Annotated in this window: 17 protein-coding genes and 1 pseudogene; 13 read left to right on the top strand and 5 right to left on the bottom strand. The window is 72.5% G+C overall.

Annotated elements, in window-relative coordinates:
* Positions 1–114: 114 nt before the first annotated feature.
* The 10 genes from ribD (at position 115) to ABZ154_RS20775 (ending at position 8,696) form a co-directional block, all read left to right on the top strand.
* A complete protein-coding gene (gene ribD / locus ABZ154_RS20820; protein ID WP_356834647.1) occupies positions 115–1,209 on the top strand; it encodes a bifunctional diaminohydroxyphosphoribosylaminopyrimidine deaminase/5-amino-6-(5-phosphoribosylamino)uracil reductase RibD in 1,095 nt (364 codons plus the stop codon).
* A complete protein-coding gene (locus ABZ154_RS20815; protein ID WP_356834645.1) occupies positions 1,210–1,818 on the top strand; it encodes a riboflavin synthase in 609 nt (202 codons plus the stop codon). It abuts the gene before it with no gap.
* The gene (locus ABZ154_RS20810; RefSeq protein WP_356834643.1) at positions 1,815–2,459 is read left to right on the top strand and encodes a nicotinamide mononucleotide transporter family protein; all 645 of its coding nucleotides are present in this window, start codon (positions 1,815–1,817) and stop codon (positions 2,457–2,459) included. Before ABZ154_RS20815 ends, ABZ154_RS20810 begins: the two co-directional genes overlap by 4 nt.
* Entirely contained in the window at positions 2,456–3,760 is a 1,305-nt protein-coding gene (locus ABZ154_RS20805; protein WP_356834641.1) for a bifunctional 3,4-dihydroxy-2-butanone-4-phosphate synthase/GTP cyclohydrolase II, read from the top strand. Before ABZ154_RS20810 ends, ABZ154_RS20805 begins: the two co-directional genes overlap by 4 nt.
* Positions 3,761–3,798: 38 nt before the next feature.
* Positions 3,799–4,284 (top strand): 6,7-dimethyl-8-ribityllumazine synthase, encoded by a 486-nt coding sequence (gene ribH / locus ABZ154_RS20800; RefSeq protein WP_018512495.1) that lies wholly within the window; start codon positions 3,799–3,801, stop codon positions 4,282–4,284.
* 35 nt (positions 4,285–4,319) lie between these two features.
* Positions 4,320–4,592 (top strand): phosphoribosyl-ATP diphosphatase, encoded by a 273-nt coding sequence (locus ABZ154_RS20795; protein WP_073882076.1) that lies wholly within the window; start codon positions 4,320–4,322, stop codon positions 4,590–4,592.
* 59 nt (positions 4,593–4,651) lie between these two features.
* Positions 4,652–5,500, top strand: coding sequence for an ATP phosphoribosyltransferase (hisG, locus tag ABZ154_RS20790; RefSeq protein ID WP_356834639.1), 849 nt, complete (start codon positions 4,652–4,654; stop codon positions 5,498–5,500).
* 51 nt (positions 5,501–5,551) lie between these two features.
* The gene (locus tag ABZ154_RS20785) at positions 5,552–6,013 is read left to right on the top strand and encodes a PH domain-containing protein (protein WP_356834637.1); all 462 of its coding nucleotides are present in this window, start codon (positions 5,552–5,554) and stop codon (positions 6,011–6,013) included.
* 200 nt (positions 6,014–6,213) lie between these two features.
* Positions 6,214–7,602 carry a hemolysin family protein gene (locus ABZ154_RS20780; RefSeq protein WP_356834635.1) on the top strand — a complete coding sequence of 463 codons (1,389 nt, stop codon included), beginning with the start codon at positions 6,214–6,216 and terminating at the stop codon, positions 7,600–7,602.
* A complete protein-coding gene (locus tag ABZ154_RS20775; protein ID WP_356834633.1) occupies positions 7,599–8,696 on the top strand; it encodes a hemolysin family protein in 1,098 nt (365 codons plus the stop codon). The genes ABZ154_RS20780 and ABZ154_RS20775 overlap by 4 nt, the downstream gene beginning before the upstream one ends.
* A gap of 121 nt (positions 8,697–8,817) precedes the next feature.
* Here ABZ154_RS20775 and ABZ154_RS20770 read toward each other — a convergent pair whose 3' ends face one another.
* A complete protein-coding gene (locus tag ABZ154_RS20770; RefSeq protein ID WP_356834696.1) occupies positions 8,818–10,728 on the bottom strand; it encodes an AAA family ATPase in 1,911 nt (636 codons plus the stop codon).
* A 359-nt stretch (positions 10,729–11,087) separates the two neighbouring features.
* The gene (locus ABZ154_RS20765) at positions 11,088–11,717 is read right to left on the bottom strand and encodes a hypothetical protein (protein WP_356834631.1); all 630 of its coding nucleotides are present in this window, start codon (positions 11,715–11,717) and stop codon (positions 11,088–11,090) included.
* Between the two features lie 183 nt (positions 11,718–11,900).
* Here ABZ154_RS20765 and ABZ154_RS20760 point away from each other — a divergent pair, with 183 nt between their 5' ends.
* Complete coding sequence (locus tag ABZ154_RS20760; RefSeq protein ID WP_356834629.1) at positions 11,901–13,277, top strand: peptidase C39 family protein; 1,377 nt, start codon at positions 11,901–11,903, stop codon at positions 13,275–13,277.
* A 225-nt stretch (positions 13,278–13,502) separates the two neighbouring features.
* A complete protein-coding gene (locus ABZ154_RS20755; protein ID WP_356834627.1) occupies positions 13,503–14,285 on the top strand; it encodes an SAM-dependent methyltransferase in 783 nt (260 codons plus the stop codon).
* A 55-nt stretch (positions 14,286–14,340) separates the two neighbouring features.
* Here the strand turns inward: ABZ154_RS20755 and ABZ154_RS20750 are convergent, their stop codons facing one another.
* The 3 genes and pseudogenes from ABZ154_RS20750 to ABZ154_RS20740 all read right to left on the bottom strand — a co-directional run.
* Positions 14,341–15,900 (bottom strand): PepSY domain-containing protein, encoded by a 1,560-nt coding sequence (locus ABZ154_RS20750; protein ID WP_356834625.1) that lies wholly within the window; start codon positions 15,898–15,900, stop codon positions 14,341–14,343.
* A gap of 167 nt (positions 15,901–16,067) precedes the next feature.
* Positions 16,068–16,595 (bottom strand): hypothetical protein, encoded by a 528-nt coding sequence (locus ABZ154_RS20745; protein WP_356834623.1) that lies wholly within the window; start codon positions 16,593–16,595, stop codon positions 16,068–16,070.
* 467 nt (positions 16,596–17,062) lie between these two features.
* Positions 17,063–17,990 (bottom strand): annotated as a pseudogene (locus ABZ154_RS20740) (glycosyl hydrolase family 18 protein); the annotation flags it as partial.
* A gap of 439 nt (positions 17,991–18,429) precedes the next feature.
* Between ABZ154_RS20740 and ABZ154_RS20735 the strand changes: the two are divergent.
* Positions 18,430–19,602 (top strand): acyl-CoA dehydrogenase family protein, encoded by a 1,173-nt coding sequence (locus tag ABZ154_RS20735; protein WP_356834621.1) that lies wholly within the window; start codon positions 18,430–18,432, stop codon positions 19,600–19,602.
* The last annotated feature ends 1 nt before the right edge of the window (position 19,603 follow it).

Here is a 19,603-nt window from a genome sequence, read left to right as displayed (position 1 = left end):
TTCCCCGGACCCTTGCGTCCCTTCTTCGGTTTTCGGCGTTTCCCCTGGTGAGCCGCTTCATCTGTCGTCATCGACAGGCCCCGGAGTCCGTGCCCGAAGAGGCAGGAGGACCCGGTGGCCACCGCAGCCGACATCACCGCCATGAGCCGAGCCGTCACGCTCGCAGCCCGCGGTCTCGGCTCCACCAGCCCCAATCCGGTCGTCGGATGTGTCATCACCGACGCCTCCGGAGCCCTGGCCGGTGAAGGCTTCCACCAGCGCGCCGGAGGACCCCACGCCGAGGTCCACGCCCTGCGTGCGGCCGGCGAGCGGGCCCGGGGCGGCACCGCCTACGTCACCCTCGAACCCTGTAACCACACCGGCCGCACCGGCCCCTGCGCCCAGGCGCTCCTGGCCGCCGGGATCAGCCGGGTCGTGTACGCGGTCGGCGACCCGAACCCGCAGGCCACCGGGGGTGCCGACACCCTGCGCGCGGCCGGGGTCCAGGTCGAACAGGGCCTCCTCGCCGACCAGGCCGAGGCGGGCAACGCCGCCTGGCTCACCTCGGTGCGCCTGGGCCGCCCCTACGTCCTGTGGAAGTACGCCGCCACCCTCGACGGCCGCATCGCCGCAGCCGACACCACCAGCCGCTGGATCACCTCGGCCGAGGCCCGAGCCGACGTCCACCGGCTCCGCGCCGAGGCCGACGCGGTGGTCGTGGGCTCGGGCACCGCCCGCGCCGACGACCCCCAGCTGGGCGTACGCGGCATCGACGGCGCCACCCAGCCCCTGCGGGTCGTCGTCGACACGAACGCCACGGCCGTGAAGCCCGGCGCCCGGGTCCTGGACGACACCGCACCCACCCTGGTCGCGGTCGCCGACGACGCCCCCGCCGGGCACCTCCCCGAGGACGTCGTCCTGCGGCTGCCCCGCGCCGCCTCCGGCCTGGACCTCGACGCCCTCCTCGCCGCGCTGCACGGGCGCGGCGTCCTCTCCGTACTCCTCGAAGGCGGCCCCACCCTCGCCGGTGCCTTCGTCGCCGCGGGAAAGGTCGACAAGGTGGTCGGCTATCTCGCCCCGGTCCTGCTCGGCGCGGGCCCCGCGGTCCTCGGCGACGCCGGAATCACCACCATCTCCCGCGCGTTGCGCCTCGATGTGACCGAGACCGTCCGCATCGGCCCCGATATGCGCATCACCGCCACCCCCGCCCCTGCTCGGAAGGGAAACTGAGTGTTCACCGGAATTGTCGAAGAACTGGGTGAGGTCACCGCAGTCGAGCCCCTCGCCGACGCCTCCCGCTTCCGGCTGCGCGGCCCCGTCGTCACCGAGGGCGCGAAGCACGGCGACTCCATCGCGGTGAACGGCGTCTGCCTCACCGTCGTGGAGACCGGCGAGGGCGAGTTCACCGCCGACGTGATGGCCGAGACGCTGAAGCGCTCCAGCCTCGGCGCCCTCACCACCGGCGCCCGGGTCAACCTGGAGCGCCCGATGGCACTCGGCGGCCGGCTCGGCGGACACATCGTCCAGGGACACGTGGACGGCACCGGCACCATCGTCGAGCGCACCCCCTCCGAGCACTGGGAGATCGTCAAGGTCTCCCTGCCGCCCGAGCTGACCCGGTACGTCGTCGAGAAGGGCTCCATCACCGTCGACGGCGTCAGCCTCACCGTCGTCGAGGCGGCGGCCGACCACTTCACCATCAGCCTCATCCCCACCACCCTCGCCCTGACCACGCTCGGCCACAAGCAGCCCGGCGACCCGGTCAACCTCGAGGTCGACGTCATCGCCAAGTACGTCGAGCGGCTCCTCGGGGACCGGGCCGGGCTGGACCCGCGATGAGCGCCGTCTCCTGGCTCAACTCCGAAGCCTTCACCGCGTTCGGCCAGCACATCAAGTGGGCCGACATGATCGGCAACCTCATCGGCCTGACCGCCCTCGCCCTCGGCTGGCGGCGCTCCATCTGGACCTGGCCCGCACAGCTCCTCGCCGGCGCCATCCTCTTCGTCGCCTTCGCCTCCGCGCACCTCTCCGGCAGCGCGGGCAAGCAACTGGTCGTCATCGTGGTGGCCCTGTGGGGCTGGTGGTCCTGGAACCGCGGCAAGCAGCAGGCCCAGGACGGCTCCATCGCCGTCCGCTTCGCCACCTGGCGCGAGCGCGGCGTGCTGATCGGCGCCGCCGCCCTCGGCACGCTCGCCGTCGGCGGCCTGTTCACCGCCTTCCCCACGCTCTCCTGGGACCCGTGGCCGGACGCGTACATCTTCGTCGGGACCGTCGTCGCGATGTACGCCCAGGCCAAGGGCATGGTCGAGTTCTGGTTCGCCTGGCTCCTGGTCGACCTCGTCGGCGTCCCCCTGAACTTCGCCAACGGCTTCGCCTTCTCCGGCTTCGTCTACATCATCTACGGCGCCCTCGTCCTGTGGGGCATGCGCGACTGGTGGCTGCGTACGCGGACACCCGCTCTGGAAGGAGCCACGGCATGACTGCTCAGCCCACCTGGCTGCACCCCGGCCACGACCCGCTCGCCGAGGACCTCTCCCTGGACCCCGTCGAGCAGGCCATCCGTGACATCGCCGCCGGCCGGCCCGTCGTCGTCGTGGACGACGAGGACCGCGAGAACGAGGGCGACCTCGTCATCGCCGCCGAGATGGCGACCCCGGAGATCGTCGCCTTCATGATGAGCGAGTGCCGCGGGCTGATCTGCGCACCGATGGAGAGCGACGAGCTGGAGCGGCTCGAACTGCCGCAGATGGTCGCCGACAACACCGAGTCGATGCAGACCGCCTTCACCGTCTCCGTCGACTCCTCCGCCGCCCACGGCGTCACCACCGGCATCTCCGCCGCCGACCGCGCCACCACCCTGCGGATGCTCGCGGGCGGCACCGCGGGACCCGGCGACTTCGTCCGCCCCGGCCACATCTTCCCGCTGCGCGCCCGCTCCGGCGGCGTCCTCGTCCGCAACGGCCACACCGAGGCCGCCGTCGACCTCGCCAAGCTCGCCGGCTTGCGCCCGGCCGGAGCGATCGTGGAGATCGCGGGGGAGGACGGCACCATGCTGCGCCTGCCCGAGCTGGTCCCCTTCGCCCGCAAGCACGGCCTGACGATCATCTCCATCGAGGACCTGATCGCCTACCGCCGCAGCGCCGAGCCGACCGTCCGCCGCGAGGCCGCCACCCGCCTGCCCACCGCGTTCGGCGACTTCACCGCGTACGGCTACCGCTCCACCGTCGACGGCGTCGAGCACGTCGCCCTCGTCCACGGCGACGTCACGAAGGGCGGCGGCGAGGACGTCCTGGTCCGGATCCACTCCGAGTGCCTGACCGGCGACATCTTCCAGTCCCAGCGCTGCGACTGCGGCCCCCAGCTGCACGCCTCCATGCAGCGGATCACCGAGGAGGGCCGGGGCGTCGTCGTCTACCTCCGCGGCCACGAGGGACGCGGCATCGGCCTGCTCTCCAAGCTGCGCGCGTACGAACTCCAGGAGCGCGGCGTGGACACCCTCGACGCCAACCTGGAGCTCGGCCTGCCCGCCGACGCCCGCGACTACGCGGCGGGCGCGCAGATCCTCAAGGACCTCGGCGTACGCAGCCTGCGGCTGATGACCAACAACCCCGAGAAGACCGCGGCGGTCCTGCACCACGGGCTCGCCGTCACCGGCCGGGAACCGATGCCCGTCCAGGCCGGCGAGCACAATCTGCGGTACCTGCGCACCAAGCGCGACCGCATGGGCCACGACCTGCCCTGGCTGGACGGCGCCCCGGCGTCGCCGTGCGCCAGCCAGTAACGACCGACCACCACCACGCAACGAGCTTCAGGAGAACCATGAGCGGCAAGGGTGCACCCGAACTGTCCGTACGCAACTGCGCCGACCTCCGGGTGGCCGTCATCGCGGCCCAGTGGCACGAAAAGGTCATGGACGGGCTCGTCGACGGCGCCCTGCGCGCCCTCCACGAGCTGGGCATCGACGAGCCGACCCTCCTCCGCGTCCCCGGCTCCTTCGAACTGCCCGTCGTCGCCAAGGTGCTCGCCGGCCGTGGCTACGACGCGATCGTCGCTCTCGGCGTGATCATCCGGGGCGGCACCCCCCACTTCGAGTACGTGTCCCAGGGCGTCACCCTCGGCCTCACCCAGGTCACCGTCGACACCGGCGTCCCCGTCGGCTTCGGCGTACTCACGTGCGACACCGAGGAGCAGGCGCTCGACCGGGCGGGCATCGAAGGGTCCAACGAGGACAAGGGGCACGAAGCGGTCACCGCCGCCGTGGCCACCGCAGCCACGCTGCGGACCGTCAGCGAACCCTGGCGCTGAGTTCGCCCCGGCGACCCCGTATTCTGAGGACCATCATGGGACACAAAACCTTCGAAGAGCTCTTCACCGAGCTCCAGCTCAAGGCCGCCGAAGGCGACCCCTCCACCTCGCGCACCGCCGAACTGGTGGACAAGGGTGTGCATGCCATCGGCAAGAAGGTCGTCGAGGAGGCCGCCGAGGTCTGGATGGCCGCCGAGTACGAGGGCAAGGAGGCCGCTGCCGAGGAGATCTCGCAGCTGCTGTACCACGTCCAGGTGATGATGGTCGCCCGCGGTATCTCCCTCGACGACGTCTACGCTCACCTCTGAGCCCGGCCCGAGCACCGCACATCCCCCCGTTCTCCCTCCGCACAAAGGAACCTGACCTCATGCTGCGCATCGCCGTCCCCAACAAGGGTGCACTCTCCGGCTCTGCGATGGCGATGCTCCATGAGGCGGGCTACCAGCAGCGCAAGGAGTCCAAGGAGCTCGTCCTGGTCGACCCGGAGAACGAGGTCGAGTTCTTCTACCTCCGCCCCCGGGACATCGCGATCTACGTCAGCTCCGGCAAGCTGGACATCGGGATCACCGGCCGGGACCTGCTCCTGGACTCGGGCGCCGACGCCGAGGAGATCCTCCAGCTCGGCTTCGCCCGCTCCACCTTCCGCTACGCCACCAAGCCCGGCACCGCCACGGGCCCGCAGGACTTCGACGGCATGACGATCGCCACCTCCTACGAGGGCATCGTCGCCGCGCACCTCACCGAGGCCGGCGTCAAGGCGTCCATCGTCCACCTCGACGGCGCGGTCGAGACCGCCATCGAACTCGGTGTCGCCCAGATCATCGCGGACGTCGTCGAGACCGGCACCAGCATGCGCAACGCCGGACTCGAAGTGGTCGGCGACCCGATCATGACCTCCGAGGCCGTCGTCATCCGCCGCAACGGCGCCCCGGCCGACGACCCGAAGGTCCAGCAGTTCCTGCGCCGCCTCCAGGGCGTCCTGGTCGCCCGGTCCTACGTGATGATGGACTACGACTGCCGCGTCGAGCACCTGGAGCGCGCCGTCGCCCTCACCCCGGGCCTGGAGTCGCCGACCATCTCCCCGCTGCACCACGAGGGCTGGGTCGCCGTCCGCTCCATGGTCGCCGCCAAGGAGGCCCAGCGGATCATGGACGACCTGTACGAGCTCGGTGCCCGCGCCATCCTCACCACGGCCATCCACGCCTGCCGCCTCTGAGCGCCCGGCCACCGCACCCCCGGCCACCGCACACCCCGAGAGAAGACGCCGATGTCCGCGCCCCGGCCCGAACTCCCCACCCTCCCGGTCACCTTCCGGCCCACCCTCACCCGGGTGGTCCTGCTGAGCGTGGGCCTGGCGATGTTCCTCGTCATCACGGTCATCGCCCTGATGCTGGAGCGGCTCACCCCGGGGGAGCGCATCACCTTCATCTTCGTCGCCGCGCTCTTCCTCGGCGTCCTGGCCCTCCTCAGCAGGCCCAAGGTCACCGCCGACGACACCGGGGTCACCGTCGTCAACATCACCCGGACCCGCCGGCTGGCCTGGGAGGAGATCCTCCGCGTCAACCTGCGGTCCGGCGACCCCTGGGTCTTCCTCGACCTCAGCGACGGCACCAGCATGCCCGCCCTCGGCATCCAGCCCGGCATGGCCAAGCAGCAGGCCATCCGTGACGCCCGCGCCCTGCGTGCCCTCGCCGAGTCCCGGTCCGCCGAGGGGCACGACACCCCCTGACCGGCGGAGCACCCGCGCCGCGCGGGGCCCTGTTGTCTACTCTGGTGGGCGGTGGCGCCCCGTGCGCCCCACCCCGCCCGTTCCAAGGCCCCCACCGGGGCCCGCGGGGCCTTCCTGCGACCCAAGGAGTGACTCCCTCCAGCAATGGACGGATCGTCCGGTAATACCTGCGCCGCCCCTTCCCCGGAGGCGGCGGCCTCATGACCACCCCCCTGCTGCTCCTCGCGGCGGCCTTCCTCCTCATCCTCGCCAACGGATTCTTCGTGGCGGCCGAATTCGGGCTCGTCACCGTGGACCGGCCCGACGCCGAACGCGCGGCCGCCGAGGGTGACCGGCGGGCCCGTACCGTCGTCGACGCCCTGCGTGAACTCTCCTTCCAGCTCTCCGGCACCCAGCTCGGCATCACCATCACCTCCCTGGTCGTCGGCATGCTCGCCGAACCGGCCCTCGCCCAGCTGCTCGCCGGACCCCTCGCCGCCACCGGACTGCCCGCGGGCGCGGTCCCCGGCGTCGGCGTCGTCACCGGGATGCTGCTCGCCTCCGCCGTCCAGATGGTCGTCGGCGAACTCGTCCCCAAGAACTGGGCGGTCTCCCGGCCGCTCCAGGTCGCCCGCTTCGTCGCCGGACCGCAGGCCCGCTTCGCGACCCTGCTGCGGCCCGTCATCACCGCGCTGAACACGCTGGCCAACCGGCTGGTGAGGCTTTTCGGCGTCGAGCCCACCGACGAGCTGGCCTCCGCCCGTACCCCGGGCGAACTGGTCTCCCTGGCCCGCCACTCCGCCGAGGCCGGCACCCTGGAACAGGACACCGCCGACCTCTTCGTGCGGACCCTCTCGCTGGCCGGGCTCACCGCCCAGCACGTCATGACCCCCAGGGTGAGGGTCAGCGCCCTGCACGCCTCCGCGACCGCCGAGGACGTCCTCAACCTCACCCGCGCCACCGGCCTCTCCCGCTTCCCGGTCTACCGGGACCGGATCGACGAGATCGTCGGCATGGTCCACCTCAAGGACGCCCTCGCCGTCCCCGCCCACGAGCGGCTGCGCACCCCGGCCGGCCGGATCGCCGTCGCCCCGCTCCTGGTGCCCGGGACCCTGCCCGTGGAGCGGCTGCTGCGGCGGCTGCGCCATGAGCAGCCGATAGCCGTCGTCGTGGACGAGTACGGCGGCACCGCCGGGGTCGTCACCCTGGAGGACATCATCGAGGAACTCGTCGGCGAGGTCCGCGACGAGCACGACGCGGTCGGCTCCGACCGCCCCGAACTCACCCCCGCCACCGGCGATGACGGCCGCCCGGCCTGGGACGCCGAGGGCAGCTGCCGGGTCCACACCCTGAGCCGGGCGGGCCTGGAGCTGCCGGAGGGGCCGTACGAGACCGTCGCCGGGCTCGTCGCCGACCTGCTGGGCCGCATCCCCGCCCCCGGCGACCTGGCCGAACTCCCCGGCTGGCGGATCACCGTCCGCCAGGTCGGCCACAACCGCGCCGAACGGGTCCGCTTCACCCGCACGGCCGGTTCGCCGCCTGAGCCGCCCGTACGACGCGGCCCGCGGCCTCAGGAGCCCGCACACGCGCTGCTGGAGGCCGTGCGATGAGCCTGCTCCAACTCCTGTTCGCCGCCCTTCTCGTGCTGGCGAACGGCTTCTTCGTCGGCGCCGAGTTCGCCCTCGTCTCCGTCCGCCGCAGCCAGATCGAACCGCTGGCCGCACAGGGGTCGAGCCGGGCCCGCACGGTCCTGTACGGGCTGGAGAACCTGCCGCGCATGATGGCCGCGGCCCAGTTCGGCATCACCGTCTGCTCCCTCACCCTCGGAGCCGTGGCCGAACCGACCGTGGCCCGCCTCCTGGAGCCGGTCTTCCACGCGGCGCACATCCCCGAAGGGTTCATCCACCCGCTCGGCTTCGCCCTGGCGCTCGCCCTCGTCGTCGTCCTGCACCTGGTCATCGGCGAGATGGTCCCGAAGAACCTCGCGATGGCGGCCCCGGAGCGTACCGCGCTCTGGCTCAGCCCCGGCCTGGTCGGCTTCGCCCGGCTGTGCCGTCCGGTCACCACCGCACTGGGCGCCTGCGCCGGTCTGTTGCTGCGGCTCTTCGGAGTCGAACCCAAGGACGAGGTGGAGGCCGTCTTCACCAGCGAGCAGCTCAACCGCCTGGTCGAGGACTCCGGCCAGGCCGGGCTGCTCGGCCCGGACGCCCAGGGACGCCTGGAGGACGCGCTGGTCCTGGGCAGCCGGCCGGTCACCGACGTCCTGCTGGAGCGGGGCCAACTGGTGACCGTGGACCCGTCGGCGACCCCGCGCCGGATCGAGGAGCTGACGGTGCGGACCGGCTTCTCCCGCTTCCCCGTCTGCGCGGAGGGCGGGGAGGGCCCGTTCATGGGCTACCTGCACGTCAAGGACGTCCTGGACCTGGAGGACGCCGACCGGGCGGTCCCGCAGCAGATCTGGCGCCCGATGACGACCGTACGGGCCGAACTCCCGCTCGACGACGCCCTGACGGTGATGCGCCGCGCCGCGACGCACCTGGCCCAGGTCGCGGACGGCTCGGGCCGCATCCTCGGCCTGGTGGCGATGGAGGACGTCCTGGAGACGCTGGTGGGCGAGGTCCGAGACCCGGCCCACCGGGTGGTGCCGGTGCCCCTGCGCACGGTGGACGCGGCGGGGGCGGAGGACCGGGCGCTGGTTTCCTGAGGGGGCCGGATCCGAGAGGTACGGGGCCGGGCGGGCCGGGAACTGCCGGGCCTGCCCGGTCCCGGGCGGGCCGGGAACTTCTCCGGCCCGCCCCGGCCCCGAACAGCCTGGTCCTGAGGCTTCACACCCCGCCCGGCTCCTGCTTCCCCCGGCCCACCGGCCCGCGCCCCGACAGCACCTCGCCGTACGCCTGCATCAGGTCCGGCAGCCGCAGCGTGGACAGGTCCTCCCGGCTCAGCGTCCCGGCGTACCCGGAAAGCCGCAGATCGCGGTAGGCGCAGCTCTTCTCGTACAGCGTGCGCAGGAAGCGGCCGTTGCCCAGCTCGTCGATCCAGCCCTGGTCCACCACATGGCCGCTGATGGAGCGCAGCTCGTCGACCGCCTCCTCATCCCACACGTCGTCGTTCTCGGCGGCCAGCACGCTGCCGATCGCGGTGAGTTCGAGCGGGCGGTAGCTGGGGAAGTCCACCCGACTGGTGAACCGGGAGGAGAGCCCCGGGTTGGTGGCGAGCAGCCGGTCCATGCCCTCCGGGTAGCCCGCGAGGATGACGACGAGGTGGTCCCGGTTGTCCTCGGCCCGCTTCAGGAGGACCTGGAGGGCCTCGTCGCCGTACGCATCGCCCTTGCTGTAACCGGAGTTGGCCAGGCTGTACGCCTCGTCGACGAAGAGCACCCCGCCGAGCGCCGAGTCGATCAGCTCATTGGCCTTCACCGCCGTCTGCCCCAGGAACTCGCCCACCAGATCGGACCGTTGGGCCTCGATGAGATGGTCGCCGCCGAGCAGCCCCAGCGCGTAGAAGACCCGGCCCAGGATGCGGGCGACCGTCGTCTTGCCGGTGCCGGAGGGGCCCGAGAAGATGAAGTGGCGCTTCGGCGGCTGGACCGGGAGTTGCTGCTCGGCGCGCAGCCGGGCCATGTTCAGCTGCGCGGAGAGCGCCTTCACCTGCCGTTTGACGGGCTCCAGACCGACCATGCGCTCCAGCTGGGCCAGCGCCTCGGCCAGCAGGACCGGATCGCTCGGTCCGGCCGGGAAGGGCGGCGGCTTCCGGGTCTTCGTCCGGCGTACGCCCTCGACGGGGGCGGTCGGCGAGGGCACGGCGCCGTCGCCGTCGCCGAGCAGCCCGGCATCGGCCAACGGCCACGGCTCGCGGCCGTCCCCCAGGTCCGTCCCCAGCGTCGCGTCGCCGTCCGGGAGCGCGTCCGCCCCCGCACCTCCCGGGCCGAAGCCGGTCAGCATCACGGCGGCCAGATCGGCGGACTCGTCGTACCCGTCGCCCTCTACGAGCGCCGCGAGGCGGGCCGAGGTGTCCATGAACGCCGGGTCGACCCGGTGCACCGCCCGGTACAGCGGCAGCGCCGCCGCACTGCGCCCGGTGCCCTCGTGGGCCCGCGCCAGCCAGTAACGCAGCTCCTTGCGCTGCGGCTGCTCGCTGCGGCAGCGCATCAGGGCGGCCGAGAGCAGCGGTTCGGCCTGCCCGTACATCTCCAGCCGCACCCGGGCCATGCCCCCGAAGAGGCCCGCCTCGATGCCCAGCATCGGATCGTCGACGAGCTGCTCGGTGTAACGCACCAGCTGCTCCCAGTCCTTGACCAGGTACGAGCGGCAGGCGTGCAGGAACCGCACCTGCGGGTCCGCGTCCACGGGCGGCAGCCCGGCCAACGCCCGGTCCAGCTCCGGCACGTGGCGTCCGTCCAGCCAGTGCGAGGCGTGGGCGAGCAGCAGATCGCGAGGGCTCTCCAGCAGCGGCTGCACCCACCAGCCCAGCCAGTACCAGGAGTTGAGCGGCCGGCGGTGCCGGGCCCGCTGCTCGCCGAAGCGGTCACGGTGCCGGTACATGCGTAAGAGGGCGGTGGCGGTGTCGATGCGCAGCGCATGGAGGCCGAGCCAGCCGTCCGCCATGCCGGGATCGATCCGTACCGCAGCTCTGAACTCCTCCTCGGCCTGCGGGTAGGCGCCCATCGTGTAGGCGTCCATGCCACGCAGCCAGGCGAGGTCGGCGGGGGCTTGTGCGCCCGGTGTGCCGATGTCCATCAGGTCCCCCACGCCAACCGTTCCCCCAGGATGTCCCGCCCGCACAGCATGCCCACCTGAGCGTGCCGAATCACTGCGCTGAGGAAGGGAATTGACCGCACCGAGGGGCATCGTACCTGCGCACGGGGGAGAAGGCCGGTCAACGGCGGACCCGGCGGGCGGTGACCGAACGTGAGCGGATCGCTCTGCGTGGTCGCCGGGTGGCGGTGCGCGCACAGAACGAAGCCCCCGATCACGGGGGAACAACCGGGGGCTTCGCGTCTGCGGGGGCTCCGAAAAGCCGCACAATGAGAACGTAAGACCAGTACGGCCCCTCGGTCAAGCCGAGTTGAGGCACTTCCGGGCTGATTTCCGACTGCTCAGTACGGGGGAGTACGCCGCTTACCGTCGGTGACGAAACGGTTCGCTCCCGCTGTCGCGCCGGGCCCCTGCTGCCACCCGAAGCCCCCGGGCAACTGGCGTACCAGCACATCGGCGTACGGGCGCGAGGGGTCCTCGGCGAAGTGCGCCTCCTCGGCGGCGGTCCACCCGTCCCAGAACTCCGTGAGCCCCGTGCCGTCCCGCGCTCTCCCGCGCCCCCAGGACACCTCGCGCTCCAGCTCCATCCAGCACAGCGCCGCCAGCCACGGCCGCACCTCCCGGCGACCCGCCCCGACGCCCTCCACCAGCACCACCGGTGCCGGCTCCAGGGTCCGCGCCGGGCCGAAGCGCTGCTCGGTCCAGTCGTACGGCGCGTACCGGGCGGCCTCGCCGCGCGCGAGGGGCAGGAGCACCTGGTCCCGCAGCCGCCCCACCCAGCCGAACAGCTCCTCGTGGGTGGCGAGATCGTCCAGATGGAGCACCGGCGCACCGCCCAGGGCCCCCGCCAGCCGGGCGGCGAACGTGCTCTTGCCCGACCCCGCGTGCCCGTCCACCGCGACGAGCCGCACCGGCCCGCAGGAGGCGGGGAGCGAGCGCAGGGCGTCGGCGTGGCGGGCCAGGTCGTTCATGGCCCAAGGGTACGGGCGAGGCCCGGCACCCCGGTCGGCCGCAGGTCACGCCAGTGGTCCAGACCCATATTGGTGGCACGACGCAGGGCGAATCACTGGCCCGGCCGAGCCGGGAGACGGGATAGTTGGCCCACCGATCGGCATCCGCAGCCCCACTCCCATCCATGACCGGGGGTCTCGCCCATGACCAGTCCGACCTCACGCAGGACCGTCCTGACCGCCGCACTCGCGGCAGCGGCAGGAGCGGGCGCCGCGGCATCCGCCGGGCCCGCAGCGGCCACACCCGCGTCAACGCCTTCCGCCCGGCCCTCCGCGCCCCGGGCAGCCCCGTCCCTCGTGGACAACCGTTTCTGGCACACGTACACCGACTGGCGCTGGGGCTCCGGCGACGGTACCCGGGTCCTCGCCGGCGCCCGCCCCGGCCTGGCCATCGCCACCCCGGCCGGCCGCACCGACTACACCGACCCCCACACCGGCCAGACCGCCGCCTGGGAGTACGCCACCTGGACCTCGGCCGTCCACCGCTCCGCCGTCCCCGCCACCGAGCTGATCACCTCCTGGAACGCCCGTACGCCCGAGGGCACCTGGATCGCGATCGAGCTGAGCGCCACCTACGCGGACGGCACCACGACCCCCTGGTTCGTGATGGGCCGCTGGGCCTCGGGTGACGGCGACATCCGCCGCACCTCGGTGGACGGCCAGGGGGACCCGTACAGCTCGGTCTGGACCGATACGCTCTCGGTGGACGACGCGGCCGGCGGCGTACGGTTCGCCTCGTACCGCCTCCGGCTCACCCTGTACCGCACCCCGGGCAGCCGTCTCACCCCCACCGTCTGGCGCGTCGGCGCGATGGCCTCCGACATCCCCGACCGCTTCACCGTTCCGGCGACCACCCCGGCCCACGCCCGCGAACTGCGGGTCCCGCGCTACTCGCAGAACGTCCACATCGGCCAGTACCCCGAGTACGACAACGGCGGCGAGGCGTGGTGCAGCCCCACCTCCTCCCAGATGGTCGTCGAGCACTGGGGCCGCAAGCCGACGGCCGAGGACCTCGCCTGGGTCAGGCCGGGGCTGCCCGACCCCCAGGTCTGCCACGCCGCCCGCTACACGTACGACCATCAGTACGGCGGCTGCGGCAACTGGCCCTTCAACGCCGCCTACGCCGCCACCTACCAGGACCTGAACGCGGTCGTCACCCGCCTCGGCTCGCTCACCGACCTGGAGCGGCTGGTCCACGCCCAAATCCCCGTCATCACCTCGCAGTCCTTTCTGGAGGCGGAGCTGCCCGGGGCGGGTTACGGGACGGCGGGCCACCTGATGACGGTGGTCGGCTTCACCCCAGGGGGTGACGTGATCGCCAACGACCCCGCGTCCCCGGACAACGAGGCGGTACGCCGCGTCTACCGGCGGCGTGACTGGGAGAACATCTGGCTGCGCACCAAGCGCTACGACGCGAGCGGCCGGGTCAGGAGCGGCACGGGCGGGGTCTGTTATGTGTACTGGCCGTCGGGGCTGACTCCGGGGCAGCGCCGCGTGCTGAGGTCGCTCGGCCTGCTCTGAACTCCTGCCTCCGGCCGATCCGGGGTTCACACCGGCCCGATGGCGGGAAATCCCGCGGACGGTACGCGGGCGGTGATCACGTGATGCCACCGTTGTGTCGGCTGTCGGCTGTCGGCTGTCGGCTCGAGGCGTACGTGGCGACGCGTGCCTGACCGGGGCGGACAGCGGGGTCAACGAGTCGTCGCAGCAGGGGAGTTGTGGAGGGCGGTGCTACAAGTTGAGGGTGTGACCGACATCGAATCGCGCATCGACACGACCCGGCCGCACACCGCCCGGATATGGAACTACTGGACCGGCGGCAAGGACAACTACCCCGTCGACCGGGAGGCCGGAGACCGGATCCGGGCGCTGCACCCCGGCATCGGGGAGTACGCGAAGGCGGACCGCCTGTTCCTGGGACGGGCGGTACGTCACCTGGCCGGGCATGAGGGCATCCGGCAGTTCCTGGACATCGGGACGGGGCTGCCGAGCGCCGACAACACCCACGAGGTCGCCCAGCGCGTCGCCCCCGACGCGCGGGTCGTGTACGTGGACAACGACCCGCTCGTGCTGGCGCACGCCCGTGCCCTGCTGGTCGGGACGCCCGAGGGGCGCACCGACTACCTGGACGCCGATCTGCGGGACATCGACACGGTTCTGGCGGCCGCGGCGAAGACGCTCGACCTCTCGCAGCCGGTCGCGCTGATGCTGCTCGGGGTCGTCATCTTCATCGAGGACGACGAGGAGTCGTACGCCATCGTCCGCCGGCTCCTGGACGCGCTCGCTCCCGGCAGCCACCTCGTTCTGTCCCACACGGTCACGCACCCCGACATGCCGGACGTCGACGCGGCGGTGGCGTTCTGGAACGAGCACGGCACCCCGAAGCTCACGCAGCGGACCCCCGCCGCCGTCGCGCGCTACTTCGACGGCCTTGAGCTGCTGGAGCCCGGGGTGGTGTCCTGTTCCGCGTGGCGGCCGGAGAAGCCGGTGCCGGACGTCGCGATGTACGCGGGCATCGGCCGCAAGTAGAGCTCCGGTGAGGCGCTCGGCCGGCGACCCCGGCCGAGCGCCTCGAAGCGGATCGTCAGGCGGTACGCAGCTGTCGCCGGACCGCCCCCACCACCACGTCGACCACCAGGAACCCGGCCAGGGTCACCCCCAGGACGGGCAGCGCCCAGCCCAGGGCGATGACCGCCGGGATGCCCAGGACCAGGACCGGCAGCGGGAGCCGCCGCCACGCCCCGCGCTCCGGGGCCCGGCCGACGAGCGCCCGGCGGTCGGCGCGGGTGGGGCGCCGCTGCCACCACATGCGGTAGCCCCAGACGATCACCGCCGTCAGACCCAGGGCGACCAGCGCCAGCACGATCTGGTTGACGATTCCGAACAGCACGCCCATGTGCCCCTGCACGCCCAGTTTGCTGAGCTTGGACAGGGCGGGGTGGTCGGCCCAGTAGGTGCGCGAGGTGATCTCGCCGCTGGTGGTGTCCACGGCGACCCGGTCGTAGTGCACCGGCCAGACGTTGTCGTTCTGCGCCACGGTCCACGCGCTCGCCGCGTCCGCCGCGGGGGTGACCACCACCGTGCCGCCGAGCCCCGCGTCCCGGGCGGCCGTGAGGGCCGCGTCGAAGCCGGCCGGGTCGGCGCCGGCCGTCGCTTCGCCGGAACCGCCGTGGCCGGCGTGGTCCGAGTGGTCCTCAGCGGGAGCCTCCGCCCCCGGCAGCGCGGTGTCGAGGGCCGGGGCGTCGCCGCTCGCCGCGTCCAGCAGCCGGCCGAACCGCTCACCCGCGTAGTTCGACCAGGTGAGACCGGTGGCGCTGAGGAACAGCAGCCCCAGCGCCAGCCACACCCCGGTGGCCGCGTGCAGGCTGCGTGTCCGGCGGACCCCGCGGGCCCTGCGGTCCCCGAGCAGTGCGCCCCGGGCCGACTTCGCCCGCTGTCCCCGGCTGCGCCCGAGCCACAGGACGAGGCCGCCCGCGACGGCCACCCACAGCCAGCTCGCGGCGACCTCGGAGTACAGGCGGCCCGTCTCACCGAGGTTGAGGTTGCGGTGGAGGTCGTCGAGCCAGGTGGTGAGCGGCGTCGACCCGAACCAGGTCGTCAGCTCACCCCGTACCTCGGCGGTGTAGGGGTCGACGAAGACCGTGCGCTGCTTCTCGCCCAGTTCCGGCACAGCGAGCACCACCCGGGTGGTGTCCTCGGGGCCCGGCGGGGTGATCACCGACGCCGTGACGCCCTCGGGGTGCACCGCCCGCGCGGCGGCTATCTGCTCCGCCAGCGGACGGGGCGTGTCACCGACCCGCTCGACCCGCAACCGGTCGCCGTACATCAGCTGGTCGAGCTGGGGCGTGAAGGTGTAGGCCAGTCCGGTCAGCGCGGCCACCAGCAGGAAGGGAGCGACGAGCACACCGGCGTAGAAGTGCAGCCGGACCAGGAGGTGGCGTACGGCCTCCCAGGAACGGGCCGGCCGCGGCTGGTCGGAGCCGCGCCCCGGGAGGGTGCCGGGACCGTCGGCCGGTTCCGAGGGGTCCTCCGTCGTGGCGGCGGGTTCCGGGTGGCCTTCCGGTCTGTCGCTGTCCGGCTCGCCCTTCGCGGCGCCGGTGGGGTCGTGGTCGCTCTGCGGTACTTCTTCGGTTCTGCGGGACATGCGTGCTCCTCGGAGGGCAGGGCGGAGGGAGACTCCGTGGACCTGCCGGTGGGGACCGGGTTCTGCCCGGGTGGTGGGAAGCGGTGGCGTTCGCGGCCCGGTGGCTCCCGCACGCACGCCTCAGGGCGCCGGATCACATCCGGCGCTCGCGGCTGGGCGCGGGCCCGTCAGGCCACAGCAGCCGCCGGCGGCCCACGCCGGTGGCACGACCGGGCGAGGAGCGCCCCGAACAGGATCCGCGCGACCACCGGCGGCACCGGGCGGGACCGGGGAGGGCAGGGGAGCGGCGGCGGAGTGGGCCGGAGGGCGACGCGGGGGGCGAACAGGGCCGCGAGGCGTCGCAGCACCCGCTCCCCGTGGATCACGCAGAGGGCGCTCCCGAGCGTGGCCGCCGCGTGGGCCAGGACCATCCCGGTGTCCATCACGTGCCCACCGTCGTGCCCGCCGGGCGGCCCGGCCGCGTGGTGCTCGCCTCCGGCAGCCATCGCGGAGTGCCGGGCTCCGCCGGGCGCCGGGAGGAGGTGGAAGGCGCCGTGCAGGGCGAACTGTGTTCCGCCCAGCACCAGCGTCACGAGGTCGAGGCGCCGCCGCCGTCGGCTGCCGAAGAGCAGCGCCCCCTGCGCGCTCAGGGCGAGGAACAGGAGGGTGAGCACTCCGGCGCCGGGCAGTCGTCCGCCCGCCGCGACATGGCTCACGGCACCGAGAAGCAGGCAGGCGGAACCGCAGAGCAGGCCCCTGGCCGCTCGCCTCGGCCGGCCACCCCGCGCACGCATGGGGACAAGGTAGCCATCCCCTGCGCACGCTCCGACCCGGGGCCCTCCGTCATGGTCTCTTCCCATGGGGCAGTAGTCGGCCAGGTGGCCGAAAAGGTTCCCACGCGAAAGCCGAAAGAATTCCCGTCCGAAACGCGAGAGGTCTCCCGTCCGGGCGGGAGACGGTGTCGCCGCACGAACACCGTGTTGCCCGCCGCCTCCGCCTCCCGGTCCGCGGCCGGTGTACCCCTGTTGAGATGGCGCTCGGCCAACCGGTAACGGCTGTGGCCGAGCTGCTCGGCCCATGTGCGCCCTGCCGACGGGGACACCGAAGGCGGCGGGAGCGCCTCGGGGGCGGAGCGCGTCTGTCCGGCGCCCCGCCCCGCACCCCGCGTACCTGCGGGGAACGCCTAGCTGATCGCCTTGATCAGTTCGCCGTTCGTGGTGTCACCGCTCAGCTCCCAGAAGAACGTGCCCCCCAGGCCCTGCTCGTTCTTGTAGTCCATCTTGGTGCCGATGGTCTCCACGGTGTCGTAGCTCCACCACTCGTTCCCGCAGTGGGCGTACGCCGTACCGGCCACAGCGCCCGAGACGGGGCAGCTGCTCCTGAGGACCTTGTAGTCCTCGATGCCCGCCTCGTACGTTCCCGCCGCGGCCGTAGAAGCCGATGCCGAGGAGCAGCTTCTCCGACGGGACGCCCAGCGACTTCAGCTTGGAGATCGCCGCGTCGGAGTCGAAGCCCTCCGTCGGGATGCCCGGGTAGGAGGTCAGCGGGGAGTGCGGGGCCGTGGGGCCCTGCGCCGCGAACGCGCCGAAGAAGTCGTACGTCATCGGCAGGTACCAGTCCAGGTGCTTTGCCGCCCCCGCGTAGTCCACCGCGTCGATCTTGCCGCCGTCGGAGCCGTCCGCGGTGATCGCCGAGGTGATCAGGTTGCCGTTCCCGAAGGACTTGCGCAGCTCGCCCAGCAGCTCGCCGTAGGCGTCCCGGCCGCTCGTGTCACAGGTCGGACCGCAGGCGTTGGGGTACTCCCAGTCGATGTCGATGCCGTCGAAGACATCGGCCCACCGCGGGTCCTCCACCAGGTCGTAGCAGGACTTCGCGAACGCGGCGGGGTTCTGCGCGGCCTCACCGAACCCGCCCGACCAGCTCCAGCCGCCGAACGACCAGAGGATCCTGATGTCCGGGTGGGGTTCCTTGAGCTTGCGCAACTGGTTGAAGTTGCCACGCAGTTCCTGGTCCCAGGTGTCGGCGACCCCGTCGACGGACTCCTCGGCGGTGTAGGCCTTCTCGTAGTCGGCGTAGGAGTCGCCGATCGCGCACTTGCCGTTCTGCACGTTCGGCCGCGGCGGGCGCCTGGAGCCGGGCGCGGGGACGGTGCAGTGTGAGCATCGTGGCTCCTCGTGGGGGAGGGCTGGTGCGTGGGGGGTGCAGGCCGAACGCCGGGCCGTACGTGCCCGGTTTGGCATGAACGCGGTAAGTCGTTCGCTGGAACCGTAGAAGGACTAGACCAGTTGGGTCAATGGTTCGGACCAGTTCACCGATCTTCGCGGAGCCCTCCAACCCCTCCGACCAGCCCGTCACCCCGTGACGGGAGGCATCCGATCGGGCATACTCAACCCGCCACAGCCGCTGACCCGCGCCCCCCGAGACCCGGGAGGGCAGGATCGGCTGGGCAGTCTGTTTTCCCCGGCTCCGTTCCGGGAGATCACCCGGCGGCGCCTCTCACACCCCGAGCGCGCGACCGTCGCAACGCCCGACAGGGAGGAGAGCGCCGTCATGTCCGACCGTGCCCCGCAGCCGGTGGAACGCCGTCTGCCCACCGAGGAGTCCCGGCAGCTCGTCGCGCTCGTCCGCGACATCGTGTCCAAGGAGATCGCCCCCCGGGCGGCCGAGGAGGAGGACGCGGGCCACTTCCCGCGCGAGGTCTTCACCCTCCTCTCCGCCTCCGGCCTCCTCGGGCTTCCCTACGGCTCCGCCCACGGCGGCGGCGACCAGCCCTACGAGGTCTACCTCCAGGTGCTGGAGGAGCTGGCCGCGGCCCGTCTCACCGTCGGCCTCGGCGTCAGCGTCCACTCCCTGGCCTGCCACGCGCTCGCCGGCTACGGCACCGAGCAGCAGCAGGCCGCGCACCTCCCGGCGATGCTCTCCGGCGGTCTGCTGGGCGCCTACTGCCTCTCCGAACCGGCCTCCGGCTCCGACGCCGCGTCCCTGCGCACCAGGGCCGTACGCGACGGCGAGGACTGGGTCATCACCGGCACCAAGGCGTGGATCACCCACGGCGGCGTGGCCGACTTCTACACCGTGCTCGCCCGCACCGGCGTCGACGGCCCCCGCGGGATCACGGCCTTCCTCGTCCCCGGCGACGCCGAAGGCCTGAACGCCGCGCTCCCCGAGAAGAAGATGGGGATGAAGGGCTCGCCCACGGCCCAGCTCAACTTCGACGGCGTACGGGTCGCGGACGAGCGCCGCGTCGGCGACGAGGGCCAGGGCTTCGCCATCGCCCTGTCCGCGCTCGACTCCGGCCGCCTGGGCATCGCCGCCTGCGCGATCGGGGTCGCCCAGGCGGCCCTGGACGAAGCCGTCCGGTACGCCACCGACCGGCGCCAGTTCGGCCGCCCCATCGCGGACTTCCAGGGGCTGCGCTTCATGCTCGCGGACATGGCCACCCAGATCGAGGCCGGCCGGGCGCTCTACCTGGAGGCGGCACGGCTGCGCGACGCGGGCGAGGTCTTCTCCCGCCAGGCGGCCATGGCAAAGCTCTTCTGCACGGACGCGGCCATGCGCGTGACCACCGACGCCGTCCAGGTGCTCGGCGGCTACGGCTACACGCTCGACTTCCCGGTCGAGCGGCTGATGCGCGAGGCCAAGGTGCTCCAGATCGTGGAAGGCACCAACCAGATCCAGCGCATGGTCATCGCGCGTCACCTCGCGGGGCCGGAGACCCGCTGAC

The sequence above is a fragment of the Streptomyces sp. NPDC006261 genome, from assembly GCF_040613515.1.
In the GTDB taxonomy this organism is placed as follows: Bacteria; Actinomycetota; Actinomycetes; order Streptomycetales; family Streptomycetaceae; genus Streptomyces.
This window is presented reverse-complemented; position numbering and strand designations above follow the sequence as displayed.

Excerpts from the sequence above, each read along its gene's own strand:
- ABZ154_RS20810 (WP_356834643.1), top strand. The coding sequence starts at position 1,815 with ATGAGCGCCGTCTCCTGGCTCAACTCCGAAGCCTTCACCGCGTTCGGC.
- ABZ154_RS20805 (WP_356834641.1), top strand. The coding sequence starts at position 2,456 with ATGACTGCTCAGCCCACCTGGCTGCACCCCGGCCACGACCCGCTCGCC.
- ribH (WP_018512495.1), top strand. The coding sequence starts at position 3,799 with ATGAGCGGCAAGGGTGCACCCGAACTGTCCGTACGCAACTGCGCCGAC.
- ABZ154_RS20795 (WP_073882076.1), top strand. The coding sequence starts at position 4,320 with ATGGGACACAAAACCTTCGAAGAGCTCTTCACCGAGCTCCAGCTCAAG.
- hisG (WP_356834639.1), top strand. The coding sequence starts at position 4,652 with ATGCTGCGCATCGCCGTCCCCAACAAGGGTGCACTCTCCGGCTCTGCG.
- ABZ154_RS20785 (WP_356834637.1), top strand. The coding sequence starts at position 5,552 with ATGTCCGCGCCCCGGCCCGAACTCCCCACCCTCCCGGTCACCTTCCGG.
- ABZ154_RS20780 (WP_356834635.1), top strand. The coding sequence starts at position 6,214 with ATGACCACCCCCCTGCTGCTCCTCGCGGCGGCCTTCCTCCTCATCCTC.
- ABZ154_RS20775 (WP_356834633.1), top strand. The coding sequence starts at position 7,599 with ATGAGCCTGCTCCAACTCCTGTTCGCCGCCCTTCTCGTGCTGGCGAAC.
- ABZ154_RS20770 (WP_356834696.1), bottom strand. The coding sequence starts at position 10,728 with ATGGACATCGGCACACCGGGCGCACAAGCCCCCGCCGACCTCGCCTGG.
- ABZ154_RS20765 (WP_356834631.1), bottom strand. The coding sequence starts at position 11,717 with ATGAACGACCTGGCCCGCCACGCCGACGCCCTGCGCTCGCTCCCCGCC.
- ABZ154_RS20760 (WP_356834629.1), top strand. The coding sequence starts at position 11,901 with ATGACCAGTCCGACCTCACGCAGGACCGTCCTGACCGCCGCACTCGCG.
- ABZ154_RS20750 (WP_356834625.1), bottom strand. The coding sequence starts at position 15,900 with ATGTCCCGCAGAACCGAAGAAGTACCGCAGAGCGACCACGACCCCACC.
- ABZ154_RS20735 (WP_356834621.1), top strand. The coding sequence starts at position 18,430 with ATGTCCGACCGTGCCCCGCAGCCGGTGGAACGCCGTCTGCCCACCGAG.